The organism is Lactobacillus sp. WILCCON 0149 (assembly GCF_057197965.1).
The window spans coordinates 1,380,956-1,395,017 of sequence record NZ_JBUBHO010000001.1; the positions used below are offsets into that span (position 1 = coordinate 1,380,956).

At 50.1% G+C, this 14,062-nt stretch carries 4 protein-coding genes, 17 tRNA genes and 3 rRNA genes; 2 read left to right on the forward strand and 22 right to left on the reverse strand.

Features of this window, described 5'->3' with window-relative positions:
- Positions 1-123: 123 nt before the first annotated feature.
- From ACYVUV_RS06300 to ACYVUV_RS06370, 15 genes are all read right to left on the reverse strand, one after another.
- A tRNA-Leu gene (locus ACYVUV_RS06300) sits at positions 124-208 on the reverse strand.
- Between the two features lie 28 nt (positions 209-236).
- A tRNA-Cys gene (locus tag ACYVUV_RS06305) sits at positions 237-307 on the reverse strand.
- A gap of 29 nt (positions 308-336) precedes the next feature.
- Positions 337-409, reverse strand: a tRNA-His gene (locus ACYVUV_RS06310).
- Positions 410-422: 13 nt separating this feature from the next.
- Positions 423-493: transfer RNA gene (locus tag ACYVUV_RS06315), tRNA-Trp, on the reverse strand.
- A 4-nt stretch (positions 494-497) separates the two neighbouring features.
- Positions 498-579, reverse strand: a tRNA-Tyr gene (locus ACYVUV_RS06320).
- Between the two features lie 8 nt (positions 580-587).
- Positions 588-660: transfer RNA gene (locus ACYVUV_RS06325), tRNA-Phe, on the reverse strand.
- Between the two features lie 6 nt (positions 661-666).
- Positions 667-740: transfer RNA gene (locus ACYVUV_RS06330), tRNA-Asp, on the reverse strand.
- Between the two features lie 3 nt (positions 741-743).
- Positions 744-817, reverse strand: a tRNA-Met gene (locus ACYVUV_RS06335).
- A 9-nt stretch (positions 818-826) separates the two neighbouring features.
- Positions 827-914 (reverse strand) — tRNA-Ser (locus ACYVUV_RS06340).
- Between the two features lie 41 nt (positions 915-955).
- Positions 956-1,027 (reverse strand) — tRNA-Glu (locus ACYVUV_RS06345).
- Between the two features lie 3 nt (positions 1,028-1,030).
- Positions 1,031-1,103, reverse strand: a tRNA-Val gene (locus ACYVUV_RS06350).
- Positions 1,104-1,105: 2 nt separating this feature from the next.
- Positions 1,106-1,179 (reverse strand) — tRNA-Arg (locus ACYVUV_RS06355).
- A gap of 29 nt (positions 1,180-1,208) precedes the next feature.
- Positions 1,209-1,280: transfer RNA gene (locus tag ACYVUV_RS06360), tRNA-Gly, on the reverse strand.
- 13 nt (positions 1,281-1,293) lie between these two features.
- Positions 1,294-1,367 (reverse strand) — tRNA-Pro (locus tag ACYVUV_RS06365).
- A 3-nt stretch (positions 1,368-1,370) separates the two neighbouring features.
- Positions 1,371-1,443 (reverse strand) — tRNA-Asn (locus ACYVUV_RS06370).
- Between the two features lie 529 nt (positions 1,444-1,972).
- On the opposite strand from ACYVUV_RS06370, the gene asnB reads away from it, so the two are divergent.
- Complete coding sequence (asnB, locus tag ACYVUV_RS06375) at positions 1,973-3,565, forward strand: asparagine synthase B (RefSeq protein ID WP_439775571.1); 1,593 nt, start codon at positions 1,973-1,975, stop codon at positions 3,563-3,565.
- Positions 3,566-3,606: 41 nt separating this feature from the next.
- On the opposite strand, the gene ACYVUV_RS06380 is transcribed toward asnB, so the two are convergent.
- The 6 genes from ACYVUV_RS06380 to ACYVUV_RS06405 form a co-directional block, all read right to left on the reverse strand.
- A complete protein-coding gene (locus ACYVUV_RS06380) occupies positions 3,607-4,482 on the reverse strand; it encodes a TrmH family RNA methyltransferase (RefSeq protein WP_484499190.1) in 876 nt (291 codons plus the stop codon).
- A 108-nt stretch (positions 4,483-4,590) separates the two neighbouring features.
- Positions 4,591-4,707, reverse strand: a 5S ribosomal RNA gene (rrf, locus tag ACYVUV_RS06385).
- Positions 4,708-4,776: 69 nt separating this feature from the next.
- A 23S ribosomal RNA gene (locus tag ACYVUV_RS06390) occupies positions 4,777-7,683 on the reverse strand.
- A 127-nt stretch (positions 7,684-7,810) separates the two neighbouring features.
- Positions 7,811-7,883 (reverse strand) — tRNA-Ala (locus ACYVUV_RS06395).
- Positions 7,884-7,951: 68 nt separating this feature from the next.
- Positions 7,952-8,025 (reverse strand) — tRNA-Ile (locus ACYVUV_RS06400).
- Between the two features lie 113 nt (positions 8,026-8,138).
- Positions 8,139-9,701, reverse strand: a 16S ribosomal RNA gene (locus tag ACYVUV_RS06405).
- The 16S, 23S and 5S rRNA genes sit together here with 2 tRNA genes alongside, the layout of an rRNA operon.
- Before the next feature lie 612 nt (positions 9,702-10,313).
- Between ACYVUV_RS06405 and adhE the strand changes: the two genes are divergently transcribed.
- Positions 10,314-13,016 (forward strand): bifunctional acetaldehyde-CoA/alcohol dehydrogenase, encoded by a 2,703-nt coding sequence (gene adhE, locus ACYVUV_RS06410; protein WP_484499191.1) that lies wholly within the window; start codon positions 10,314-10,316, stop codon positions 13,014-13,016.
- A gap of 110 nt (positions 13,017-13,126) precedes the next feature.
- Here the strand turns inward: adhE and ACYVUV_RS06415 are convergent, their stop codons facing one another.
- Positions 13,127-13,897, reverse strand: coding sequence for a formate/nitrite transporter family protein (locus ACYVUV_RS06415; protein ID WP_439775495.1), 771 nt, complete (start codon positions 13,895-13,897; stop codon positions 13,127-13,129).
- Positions 13,898-14,062 lie beyond the last annotated feature (165 nt).

Sequence of the window (14,062 nt, forward strand, 5' to 3'; positions counted from 1 at the left end):
CTAACACACTTTCAGCTTTATGCAAGCCCTTTTGGCAAAAAGAGGATAAAAAGCAGTTTCTTTCATAACTTTCTTGCAAATGAAAGCAAAAAAAGAGCGCCTCCTCAGAGTCGCTCCAAATTATAGCGGTGATCGGGGTCGAACCGATACGTCCGTAATGGACACCAGATTTTGAGTCTGACGCGTCTGCCAATTCCGCCACACCGCCATGCTATTCTACTTGGCCGTTAAGCCTAAGGCGGGGATCGGAGTCGAACCGACGATTAAGGTTTTGCAGACCTCTGCCTTACCACTTGGCTACACCGCCACGATTATTCTTTTCTGCCCTTCGGCTAGGGCGGTATGTGGGAATCGAACCCACGTATGCTGGATCCACAAACCAGTGTGTTAACCACTTCACCAATACCGCCATATTTTCTTAACAGGGATAGTAGGAATTGAACCCACACCGACGGTTTTGGAGACCGTAGTTCTACCTTTAAACTATATCCCTATTATGGAGGAAAGTGGATTCGAACCACCGAACTCAGAGAGAGCGGTTTTACAGACCGCCGCGTTTAGCCACTTCGCTATTCCTCCATTTTCAATGGCGCGGGACGGAATCGAACCGCCGACACATGGAGCTTCAATCCATTGCTCTACCAACTGAGCTACCGAGCCATCAAACGGTCCATGCGGGATTTGAACCCGCGATCTCCTCCGTGACAGGGAGGCGAGATAAACCACTGCTCCAATGGACCATATTGCGGGAGCTGGATTTGAACCAACGACCTTCGGGTTATGAGCCCGACGAGCTACCAGACTGCTCCATCCCGCGATAATAAAAAGGAGGATGTGGGATTTGAACCCACGCACGAGTCGCCCCGTCTAACGGTTTTCAAAACCGTCCCCTTAAGCCACTTGGGTAATCCTCCAGATGATGGATAGAAAATATTCAATTCTTGCCTTCCGGCAATGACCCGTACGAGATTTGAACTCATGTTACCGCCGTGAAAGGGCGGTGTCTTAACCACTTGACCAACGGGCCAGATGGAGGATACAGGGCTCGAACCTGTGACCCTCTGCTTGTAAGGCAGATGCTCTCCCAGCTGAGCTAATCCTCCGATGCACCCAGTAGGACTTGAACCTACAACCTTCTGATTCGTAGTCAGACACTCTATCCAGTTGCGCTATGGGTGCATTATTCAATTAAGCATCGCTTGATGCTAAGCGGAAGACGGGATTCGAACCCGCGACCCCCACCATGGCAAGGTGATGTTCTACCACTGAACTACTTCCGCGTATATCTCTTGATCGGGAAGACAGGATTTGAACCTGCGACCCCCTGGTCCCAAACCAGGTGCTCTACCAAACTGAGCCACTTCCCGATACTCCGCCTGTCAGACTCGAACTGACGACATCCTGATTAACAGTCAAGCGCTCTACCAACTGAGCTAAGGCGGAATTTTCTTTTGCATCTCGGCGACGCAACAATTAATATTCTACAGGGCTTAGGGAAAATGTCAACACTTTTCGGAGAAAAAATCAAAATCTTTCTTGCAAGGCCTTTCTCACTTATCTTTTTAAAATTATTTTAATTCAGACTTGATTTTTCTCTCATTTGTTTTACAATAGATCTTAATTAAAAAAGCAAGCCATAAAAAGACGAGTAAAGGCGGGCAACCTCCAGTGAGCTGATGACAGTGGAAATTCAGCAGGCTCTGCCCTCCTTGAATAACACTTTTTCAGCTGCCAACCGAAAGGCTTCTGCCCAGTAGACTTGGCCGGTTCTGGTCCGTTACCGCCGGATGAGCATAACTGTGCTCAAGAAGCTGGCTCTATTGACAGAGCAATTTGGGTGGTACCGCGGAACAAAGCCTTTCGTCCCTGACTGGGGAGCGAAGGGCTTTTTCTTTGCTTGGCGACCCTTTTTTCGTTAAACAGCAATTTTTACTTGCTTAAATTATTTTTTGCTTAGAAAGAGGCAGCAAACATGTGCGGATTTTTAGCTATCGACTCCAAAGAATTTGACTTGAAGACCTTCGACGAAGCCCTGGTCAAGTGCCAGGACCGGGGGCCGGACATGACCAGGGTCTTTGATGAAAGAGACATAACTTTCGGTTTCAACCGCCTGGCCATCATGGACTTGACGGAAAGCGGGATGCAGCCTTTTGAAACCCTGGACTGCACCCTGGTCTGCAACGGGGAAATCTACAACTACCCGGAACTGAAAAAGAACCTGGAAACTGACTACGAATTTACTTCCAGCAGCGACTGCGAGGTTCTGATCCCCCTCTACCGCAAATACGGGATCGAGACGATGGTTAAAATGCTGGATGGGGAATTTGCCTTCGTCCTTTATGACCACCTCTCAAAGACAATTTACGCGGCTAGAGACATCATCGGCATCCGGCCCATGTTTTATGGCATTACCAAAAAAGAAGGCAAGATCGCTTTCGCTTCAACTGGCAAGAACCTGCTTGACCTCTGCAGCGAGATTCACCCCTTCCTGCCTGGCCACTACTATGATGGGGAAAAGATCGTCGCCTACCATGAGCCAGACCTTACGCCGAAGATGAGCACTGATGATTTTGAGGCCGCGACTCACAAGATTCATGACCTGTTGGTTGAATCAGTTGACCAGCGCCTGGCCTCAGACGCCCCAGTCGGCTACCTCCTTTCAGGAGGGCTTGACTCCTCCCTCGTCTGCTCTATCGCTGCCCGCCTGCAGCCTGACACCAAGATCAGAACTTTTGCCATTGGGATGGACCAAAACCCGATCGACCTTAAATATGCCCGGGAAGTGGCTGACTACCTGGGGACTGACCACACGGAATTCATTATGACCAGAGAAGATGTGCTGGGCGTTTTAAGAGAAGTCATCTACACTTTGGAAACTTGGGACATTACCACCATCCGGGCTTCAATCGGTATGTACATTCTTTGCAAGAAGATCCACGAAACGACTGACTTGAAGGTCATCTTGACTGGTGAATGCTCTGATGAGCTTTTTGGCTACAAGTACACTGACTTCGCTCCAAGCCCGGAAGAATTCCAAAAAGAAGCAGCCAAGCGCCTTAGAGAGCTCTATATGTACGACGTGCTGCGGGCTGACCGCTGCATTTCTGCCAACTCCTTGGAAGGCAGAGTACCCTTCGCTGACCGGGAATTCGTCGACTATGTCATGAGTGTTGACCCAGATCTCAAGATGAACCACTACCACAAGGGCAAGTACTTGCTCCGGAAGGCCTTTGAAGAAGGCGACTGGCTGCCCCGCGACATCCTTATGCGGGAAAAAGCAGCCTTCAGCGACGCCGTGGGCCACTCCATGGTAGATGACCTTAAGGAATACGCTGAAAGCAAGTACAGCGATGAAGACCTGGCAAAAGCCGGCGAAAAGTACCCATACCGGACTCCATTTACCAAGGAATCTCTTCTTTACCGGGATATTTTTGAAGAATTCTACCCTGGCAAGGCTGACTGGATCAAGGACTACTGGATGCCAAACAGAAGCTGGAAGAGCCTGGAAGGAGTTATGGATCCAAGTGCCCGGGTTCTCAGCAACTACGGGGCCAGTGGTGAATAAGGAAAAAAGAAAAATAAAATAAAAACAAAAAGGACTGGAAGCTAATCCAGTCCTTTTTTGACTTCCCAAAAGGCTAAAGCACTAGCAGCAGCAACATTTAAAGAGTCCACCCCTTCAGCCATCGGAATCTTGATCGTATAGTCGCTCTCAGCGATCGTTTGCGGCAATAAGCCTGGTCCTTCAGAACCCAGAATTACAGCCAGACGGTCTGCTTCTTTTAAGACCGGGTCGTCAATGTCAACCGTATTGTCTCTTAAAGCCATAGCCGCGGTCTTAAAGCCCAATTCCTGCAAGCTGGCCACGCCCTTTTCCCGCCAAAGGGTTTGATCCAGATAAGTCCAAGGTACTTGAAAGACCGTCCCCATGCTGACCCGGCCACTTCTCCGGTATAAAGGATCACTAGAGTCTGTCGTGATCAAGACCCCATCCATGCCTAGAGCGGCGGCTGAGCGGAAAATGGCCCCGACATTGGTCGGATTAACGACGCTCTCTAAGACCCCAACTCTGGCATGCTTGGGCAAGGCAGCGGCAAATTCAACCAGACTTGGCCGCTTTTTTCTTCTAAAAGCACAGATGGCGCCGCGAAGCAGATTATAGCCTGGCAGCTGGCGCAAAAGCTCTGATTTGGCAATAAAGATCGGAAAATCAGGCAAGTGATCGTGGTTAGCGGCCAGCTCCCGGTCAAAGTCTGCCAAATCACGTTCTAAGGCCTTTTCCTCCACCAGCATGGCGATTGGCTCATAGCCAGCCCTAATTGCCCGTTCGATTACTTTGGGACTCTCAGCGATGAAAATACCAGCTTCTGGCTCATAGTAGTGAAAGAGTTGGGCTTCATTGTAGTCCGTAAACAGCTTCAGTCTGGGATCATCAAATGCCTTAACTCTGATCAGATTATTTTCTCTGTCAATTCTGTCCATGTCTTTATATCTTTCTTCGTGCTTTTACCAGTGTACTTAATCTCTACACTCTCACCTATTTTACTATAGAAAACAAAAAGAGCCAGACTTCCGTCTGACTCTTGTCTCGCGCGGCAGCTTCCTATCCTCGCAGGCAGTTTCCCACCAACTACTTTCGGCGTTAAGAAGCTTAACTGCTGTGTTCGGCATGGGAACAGGTGTATCCTTCTTGCCATTGCCACCGCACTCTCTTTGAGCTTGCACGCTCAAAACTGAATATCTCTTCCAAGTCAAAACCTTCATTGCTTCGCTCTTTTGGTCAAGTCCTCGACTGATTAGTACCGGTCCGCTCCAAAGCTCACGCTTCTTCCACTCCCGGCCTATCTACCTCATCGTCTCTGAGGTGTCTTACTTTCTTGAAGAAATGGGAAATCTCATCTTGAGGGGGGCTTCGCACTTAGATGCTTTCAGCGCTTATCCCGTCCGCACATAGCTACCCAGCGATGCCTTTGGCAAGACAACTGGTACACCAGCGGTGCGTCCATCCCGGTCCTCTCGTACTAAGGACAGCTCCTCTCAAATTTCCTGCGCCCACGACGGATAGGGACCGAACTGTCTCACGACGTTCTGAACCCAGCTCGCGTGCCGCTTTAATGGGCGAACAGCCCAACCCTTGGGACCGACTTCAGCCCCAGGATGCGACGAGCCGACATCGAGGTGCCAAACCTCCCCGTCGATGTGAACTCTTGGGGGAGATAAGCCTGTTATCCCCAGGGTAGCTTTTATCCGTTGAGTGATGGCCCTTCCATGCGGTACCACCAGATCACTAAGCCCTACTTTCGTACCTGCTCGAGTTGTCTCTCTCGCAGTCAAGCTCCCTTTTACCTTTACACTCTGCGAATGATTTCCAACCATTCTGAGGGAACCTTTGGGCGCCTCCGTTACACTTTAGGAGGCGACCGCCCCAGTCAAACTGCCCGTCAAACACTGTCCTCGGCCTGGATCACAGACCTGAGTTAGAGCATCCGTCAAGCAAGGGTAGTATCCCAACAGCGCCTCAGATAAGACTGGCGTCCTATCTTCTCCGGCTCCTACCTATCCTGTACATGCTTGACAGATACCCAATATTAAACTGCAGTAAAGCTCCATGGGGTCTTTCCGTCCTGTCGCGGGTAACCCGCATCTTCACGGGTATTATAATTTCACCGAGTCTCTCGTTGAGACAGTGCCCAAATCATTACACCTTTCGTGCAGGTCGGAACTTACCCGACAAGGAATTTCGCTACCTTAGGACCGTTATAGTTACGGCCGCCGTTTACTGGGGCTTCAATTCAAACCTTCGCTTGCGCTAAGCTCTCCTCTTAACCTTCCAGCACCGGGCAGGTGTCAGCACCTATACTTCATCTTACGATTTTGCAGATGCCTGTGTTTTTGATAAACAGTTGCTTGGGCCTTTTCACTGCGGCTGATCTTGCGACCAGCGCCCCTTCTCCCGAAGTTACGGGGCCATTTTGCCGAGTTCCTTAACGAGAGTTCTCTCGCTCACCTGAGGATACTCTCCTCGACTACCTGTGTCGGTTTGCGGTACGGGTGCACCGTCTCTGGCTAGAAGCTTTTCTCGGCAGTGTGACGTCGCAGCCTTCGCTACTTTAATTTCGCTCCTCATCACGCCTTGTCCTTATGAAAGCAAGCATTTGACTCGCTCTCAGACTTGACGCTTGAACGTGGTATCCAGCACCACGCGCTGCTAGCCTCCTGCGTCCCTCCATCGCTCATAACGATTCGGTGCAGTACAGGAATCTCAACCTGTTGTCCATCGACTACGCCTCTCGGCCTCGCCTTAGGTCCCGACTTACCCTGGGCGGACGAGCCTGCCCCAGGAAACCTTAGTCTTGCGGCGGACAGGATTCTCACCTGTCTTTCGTTACTCATACCGGCATTCTCACTTCTAGAAGCTCCACATGTCCTCTCGGTCATGCTTCACCGCCGCTAGAACGCTCTCCTACCACGTGCATAATGCACATCCACAGTTTCGGTATCATGCTTAGCCCCGGTAAATTTTCGGCGCGGCGTCACTCGACTAGTGAGCTATTACGCACTCTTTGAATGATGGCTGCTTCTGAGCCAACGTCCTAGTTGTCTGCGCAACTCCACATCCTTTTCCACTTAGCATGAATTTTGGGACCTTAACTGGTGATCTGGGCTGTTTCCCTTTCGACTACGGATCTTATCACTCGCAGTCTGACTCCCGCACATAAATGTCTGGAATTCGCAGTTTATCTGAATTCAGTAACCCTTGACGGGCCCCTAGTCCAAACAGAGCTCTACCTCCAGCATCCTCTTTGCGAGGCTAGCCCTAAAGCTATTTCGGAGAGAACCAGCTATCTCCAAGTTCGTTTGGAATTTCACCGCTACCCACAACTCATCCCCGCAATTTTCAACTTACGTGGGTTCGGTCCTCCAGCGCGTTTTACCGCGCCTTCAACCTGGTCATGGGTAGGTCACTTGGTTTCGGGTCTGCGTCAGCCAACTGCTCGCCCTCTTCAGACTCGCTTTCGCTGCGGCTCCGTCTTTTCTGACTTAACCTTGCTGACTAACGCAACTCGCCGGTTCATTCTACAAAAGGCACGCCATTACCCGTTAACGGGCTTTGACTACTTGTAGGCACACGGTTTCAGGTTCTCTTTCACTCCCCTCCCGGGGTTCTTTTCACCTTTCCCTCACGGTACTGGTTCACTATCGGTCACTGGTTAGTATTTAGCCTTGCGAGATGGTCCTCGCGGATTCAAACGGGATTTCACGTGTCCCGCCCTACTCAGGATACTGATAGGCCTTCTTTGGATTTCGCTTACGGGGCTCTCACCCTCTCTGGCGCGTCTTCCCAAACGCTTCTGCTATCCTCTGAAGTGCCATGTCTCAGTCCTACAACCCCGGCAGATAAATCTGCCGGTTTGGGCTCTTTCCTGTTCGCTCGCCGCTACTTGGGAAATCGATATTTCTTTCTCTTCCTGCAGCTACTTAGATGTTTCAGTTCACTGCGTGTTCCTTTCTTGTGCTATGTATTCACACAAGAATAGCATGTCTGCACATGCTGGGTTCCCCCATTCGGAGACCTCCGGATCAAAGCCTACTTACGGCTCCCCGAAGACTTTCGCGGTTAGTCGCGTCCTTCATCGGCTTCCAGTGCCAAGGCATTCACCGTGCGCCCTTCTTCACTTGACCTTGCAAGTCAGTTCTTTCGAACTCTCTCGGTCGCTTTGCAATGTTTTCATTGATCTCAATGATTCTCGGTTTTTTCTTGGAATTAAGATATTCAGTTTTCAACGTACAAACTTGGCCTTGTGGCCAATGGAGGCAAACGGGATCGAACCGATGACCTCCTGCTTGCAAAGCAGGTGCTCTCCCAGCTGAGCTATGCCCCCGTAAATATCAACTTTTAAGATGTTACTCCATCTTGGCCGAAATGTAAAGACTTTTCTTTCCATTTCAATGGGCCTGGATGGACTTGAACCATCGACCTCACGCTTATCAAGCGTGCGCTCTAACCAGCTGAGCTACAGGCCCAAGTTCTTATTGTTGGTACTCTCAAAACTGAACAAAGTTTCTTTGCAGTGTGCTTCCGTAACTCACAATCGTCTATTAGTGTTCCCACTCTCTGATTGTGTGTCTTTCCTTAGAAAGGAGGTGATCCAGCCGCAGGTTCTCCTACGGCTACCTTGTTACGACTTCACCCCAGTCATCTGCCCTGCCTTAGGCGGCTGACTCCTAAATGGTTATCCCACCGACTTTGGGCATTGCAGACTTCCATGGTGTGACGGGCGGTGTGTACAAGGCCCGGGAACGTATTCACCGCGGCGTGCTGATCCGCGATTACTAGCGATTCCAGCTTCGTGCAGGCGAGTTGCAGCCTGCAGTCCGAACTGAGAACAGCTTTAAGAGATCCGCTTGCCCTCGCGGGTTCGCTTCTCGTTGTACTGCCCATTGTAGCACGTGTGTAGCCCAGGTCATAAGGGGCATGATGACTTGACGTCATCCCCACCTTCCTCCGGTTTGTCACCGGCAGTCTCTCTAGAGTGCCCAACTTAATGATGGCAACTAAAGACAAGGGTTGCGCTCGTTGCGGGACTTAACCCAACATCTCACGACACGAGCTGACGACAGCCATGCACCACCTGTCTCTGTGTCCCCGAAGGGAAAGACTTATCTCTAAGTTTGTCACAGGATGTCAAGACCTGGTAAGGTTCTTCGCGTTGCTTCGAATTAAACCACATGCTCCACCGCTTGTGCGGGCCCCCGTCAATTCCTTTGAGTTTCAACCTTGCGGTCGTACTCCCCAGGCGGAGCGCTTAATGCGTTTGCTGCGGCACTGAGAACCGGAAAGTCCCCAACACCTAGCGCTCATCGTTTACGGCATGGACTACCAGGGTATCTAATCCTGTTCGCTACCCATGCTTTCGAGCCTCAGCGTCAGTTGCAGACCAGAGAGCCGCCTTCGCCACTGGTGTTCTTCCATATATCTACGCATTCCACCGCTACACATGGAGTTCCACTCTCCTCTTCTGCACTCAAGAATGACAGTTTCCGATGCAGTTCCACGGTTGAGCCGTGGGCTTTCACATCAGACTTATCATTCCGCCTGCGCTCGCTTTACGCCCAATAAATCCGGACAACGCTTGCCACCTACGTATTACCGCGGCTGCTGGCACGTAGTTAGCCGTGACTTTCTGGTTGATTACCGTCAAATAAAGACCAGTTACTGCCTCTATCCTTCTTCACCAACAACAGAGCTTTACGATCCGAAAACCTTCTTCACTCACGCGGCGTTGCTCCATCAGACTTGCGTCCATTGTGGAAGATTCCCTACTGCTGCCTCCCGTAGGAGTTTGGGCCGTGTCTCAGTCCCAATGTGGCCGATCAGTCTCTCAACTCGGCTACGCATCATTGCCTTGGTAGGCCTTTACCCCACCAACTAGCTAATGCGCCGCGGGCTCATCCTAAAGTGACAGCTTGCGCCGCCTTTCAAACTTGAATCATGCGATTCATGTTGTTATCCGGTATTAGCACCTGTTTCCAAGTGGTATCCCAGTCTTTAGGGCAGATTGCCCACGTGTTACTCACCCATCCGCCGCTAGCGTCCAACAAATCATCCCGAAGGAATCTTTGAATTCAGCTCGCTCGACTTGCATGTATTAGGCACGCCGCCAGCGTTCGTCCTGAGCCAGGATCAAACTCTCAATTTGAAAATTGAGCTCTTTTTAATCTGCTCCAGATTATTTGCTTGCGAATTGACTTCGCTTATTTGTTTGGATCAAACAATGTTTGACCCGCACACTGCGAAACTTTGTTCAGTTTTCAAAGTACCAACTTGCGTCAAGCGACGCAACGTTTTATATCTTACTCGCTTGTTTGATTCTTGTCAACAAGTTTTTGATATTTATTGTCTTCAATTGCTTTTCATTAAGAAAGCGCTTCGCGTTTTGCTTGAAGACATTTACTACTTTACCCCCATTTGTTAATTTCGTCAATCTTTATTTTCAATTTTCTGCTAATTTTTCTCTATTTTCATTCCTACTCTTCGCTAATCCATTCTTGCCTTGCTGTTTATTTATCATCTATTTTCTAGGTCTAGCCCAGCTTGCAAAAGTGATGTTATTCACTATTTTTGCTTTTTTCTGCGCTTTCAGCATTCTACTCCGACATAGATGTAAGCATTTATATAACTCGAATTTATTGAAATTTATAGCCTTTTTTGCCTTGACAAAGAAAACAAAGAGACTATCATGTTAGGTGAAAAGGTTCACAAGAAAAGCAGAACCTCAGAAAAAATGTAGTAGTTTTTATGGAGAGAAAAAATGGTTGATGTAAAGAAAACACAGACCGCTGTTGAAACAGGCAAGGAATTGTCTGCAGAAGAAAAAATGGAAGAAGCCAAGCGTTATACCGGTGAATTAGTTAACAAAGCCCTGGTTGCTGAAGAAGCCTACTCGACTTACAGCCAGGAGCAAGTTGACAAGATCGTGGCTGCCATGGCTCTGGCCGGCAGTGAAGCCTCCCTTGAGCTTGCTCACGAGGCAGTAGATGAAACCGGCCGCGGCGTGGTAGAAGATAAGGATACCAAGAACCGCTTCGCTACCGAAAATGTCTACAACTCAATCAAACACGACAAGACCGTTGGCATTATCGAAAGAAACCAGGTTGAAGGCTATATCAAAGTTGCTGCTCCTCTAGGCGTTTTAGCCGGGATCGTGCCAACCACCAACCCAACTTCAACGACCATGTTCAAGATTTTGGTAGCCCTAAAGACCAGAAACGCGATCATCTTCTCCTTCCACCCAAAGGCGCAGAAATGTTCAATCCATGCTGCCCAGATCTTGTATGACGCGGCAGTAAAGGCTGGTGCCCCAAAGAACATCATTCAGTGGATCGACAAGGCCAGCCTGGAAAACACCACCGCCTTGATCCGCAACCCAAAGATCGCTTCTATTTTGGCAACTGGTGGTCCCGGCATGGTGCACGCAGCGCTGCAGTCTGGCAATCCGTCAATGGGGGTCGGTGCCGGTAATGGTGCTGTTTACGTTGACCACACCGCCTTTTTGGACCGGGCTGTTGAAGACATCCTTTTATCCAAACGCTTTGACAACAGCATGGTTTGCGCGACTGAAAACTCAGCCGTAGTTGAAGCACCAATCTACGATAAGTGGCTGCAAATGATGCAGGACAAAGGTGCCTACCTGCTTCCAAAGAAGGACTACCAAAAGCTGGCCGACTTCGTCTTCAATGACAAGCATGGGGTCAATGGTCCGGTTGCCGGGATGAGCGCCCGCTGGATCTGCGAACACGCCGGCATCACCCTGCCTGAAGGCAAGGATGTCATCCTCTTTGAACTGGATCCAAAGAACATTGGCGAAAAGCTTTCATCCGAAAAGCTCTCCCCGCTTCTGTCAGTTTACAAAGCCAAGGACCGGGAAGACGGGATCAAAATCGTCAAAGCCCTGCTCGACTACCAAGGTGCCGGCCACAATGCAGCCATTCAAATTGGCTCCCAAGACGACCCATTCATCGATGAATACGGCAAGGCAGTCCAAGCTTCCAGAGTCCTGGTTAACCAGCCAGATGCCTTAGGCGGGATCGGTGACATTTACACTGATGCCCTGCGGCCTAGCTTGACCTTGGGGACTGGGTCATGGGGGAAGAACTCCCTGTCTCACAACCTGTCGACCAGCGACCTTTTGAACATCAAGACCATTGCCAAGCGGCGCAACCGGCCGCAATGGATCCGCCTGCCAGGGAAGATTTTTTACGAAAAAGACTCCATTACCTACCTCTCAGATGAAAATGAGCAGGAAATCAACCGGGCCTTTATCGTCGCAGACCCAGGCATGGTCAAGTTCCACTTCGTTGACAAGATATATGAGCAATTAGCCTTAAGAGATAATCACGTCGACACGGCAATCTACAGTGAAGTATTGCCTGACCCGCCGCTGAGTCAAGCGATCAAGATTGCCAAGCAGATGAAGAAGTTTGAGCCCGACACCATTATCGCCATCGGCGGCGGCAGTGCCCTGGACGTCTCCAAGATTGCCCGCTACATCTACGAATACAGCCTGGACCAAGAAGAAGGCTGGCTGGACAACTATGACAATGTGAGCGAGCTCTTTAAGGAACTGCAGCAAAAATTCGTCGACATCAGAAAGCGGATCGTCAAGTTCAAGCATGAGACCCGGACCAGCTTGATCTGCATCCCAACCACTTCAGGGACCGGATCAGAAGTCACCCCATATGCCGTCATTACCGACGACAAGCAGCATGTCAAGTACCCGCTGACTGACTACGAACTGACCCCGCAAGTCGCCATCGTTGACCCGGCCTTTGTCATGACCGTGCCAAAGCATACCGTGGCTTTCTCCGGCTTTGACTGCCTCTCCCACTCTTTGGAAAGCTACGTCTCTGTTGCCGCCAGCGACTTCACCCGGCCATGGTCGCTCAAAGCCATCCAGCTGATCATGAACAACCTGGAAGCTTCTTACAAGTATGATCCAAAGCACCCGACTTATGAAGGCGAAAAAGCCCGGGAAAACATGCACTACGCAGCAACCTTAGCCGGGATGGCTTTTGCCAACGCCTTCTTAGGCCTTAACCACTCTATCGCCCACAAGCTGGGCGGGGCCTTTGGTTTCCCGCATGGCCTCTGCATCTCGATTTCCATGCTGCCGGTCATCAAGTTCAACGGAGCCAGCGGCAATGTCAAGCGGACCCCATACCCAAGATATGAAGTTTACCGGGCCCAAAAAGACTACGCTGATATCGCCCGCAGCTTAGGCCTGCCAGGCAAGAATGACGCTGAACTGGTTGATTCTCTTTGCAAGCGGATCCGGGAACTGATGAAGGCCTGCGACATTCAGCCCTCCCTGTCAGCCAACGGGGTCAGCAAGGAAGCCTTCGACGCTGCCTTGCCAGCCATGATCGACCGGGTCTACGATGACCAGTGCACGGTACAGAACCCGCGCCAGCCAAGCATGGCTGAAATCAAGCAGCTGCTGATCAGCATGTATTAAAAATTCCTTCCCTAGATTTTCTAAAATTTTAGTCATCTGTAATACACCAAAACAAGTCCTGTTTGAGTTCATCAAGCAGGACTTGTTTTTGTAAAAGGAGTTTTCAGTTATTATTGCTTGTCCTTGGCAGCCAGCCAGTATGGCAAGGCCACGAAGACGATACCGCCAACCATGTTGCCCAGGGTTACCCAGAGCAGGTTGTAGAACATGCCGCCAGCTGAAATGGCGCCTGCCCCTTGCACTGGAGCCAGCAAGGCAACGATGAAAGTCGTCATATTGGCCACGCTGTGTTCAAAGCCAGTTGAAAAGAAGGCTAAAAGGCACCAGAAGATCATGATCAGCTTAGCTGAGTCGCTCTTGGTCTGGAAACCTGACCAAACAGCCAGGCAGACCAAGATGTTACAGAGAATACCCCGCAAGAAAAGCTGGCCAGCTGGCGCTGCCATTTTAGCGGCTGCCGCCTTGGTAAAGACAGTTGCCGTAACTGGCAAATCCAAGCCAGACTTGACAAACATCCAAGCCAAGATGCCAGCCCCCAGCAGGTTGCCCAGCCAGCAAAGCAGCCACAAGAGAGCCGCCTGGCTCAGCTTGACCTTCTTTTCCAGCAGACCGGCACTCATTACAAAGTTGTTGCCAGTAAAAAGCTCAGCCCCGGGAATTACCACCAGACTCAAGGCAACCCCGAAGATCAACCCCTTGATCAAGTTGGCAAAGGGGCTTGTCCCTAATTGTCCCCCAACCGTAAAAGCCAGCAGGATCCCAAAGCCGATGTACATCCCTGCCAAAACGGAAAGTAGGACATAGCCAGCTGGATTATTCTTGAGCAGGTTAAATTTCTTTTGTGCCGCGCCCGCAGCTGCGGCAAATGATTCCTTGTACATTATGTTACCTCTTATTCTTTTGCATGAAAGCACTTAATTCCTGTAAATCATTATATTCTTTTCTTCGACTTATGTAAACGCTTTTTTTGATATAAATCAAATATTTCTCTAGTCAGAAATATTCTTTACGGGAATAGCGGCGAGTAGAAGCCACAAAAGAAAAAA

What these genes read in the sequence shown, in the direction of transcription:
- ACYVUV_RS06415 (WP_439775495.1), bottom strand. Translation starts at nt 13,897, where the DNA reads ATGTACAAGGAATCATTTGCCGCAGCTGCGGGCGCGGCACAAAAGAAA.
- adhE (WP_484499191.1), top strand. Translation starts at nt 10,314, where the DNA reads ATGGTTGATGTAAAGAAAACACAGACCGCTGTTGAAACAGGCAAGGAA.
- asnB (WP_439775571.1), top strand. Translation starts at nt 1,973, where the DNA reads ATGTGCGGATTTTTAGCTATCGACTCCAAAGAATTTGACTTGAAGACC.
- ACYVUV_RS06380 (WP_484499190.1), bottom strand. Translation starts at nt 4,482, where the DNA reads ATGGACAGAATTGACAGAGAAAATAATCTGATCAGAGTTAAGGCATTT.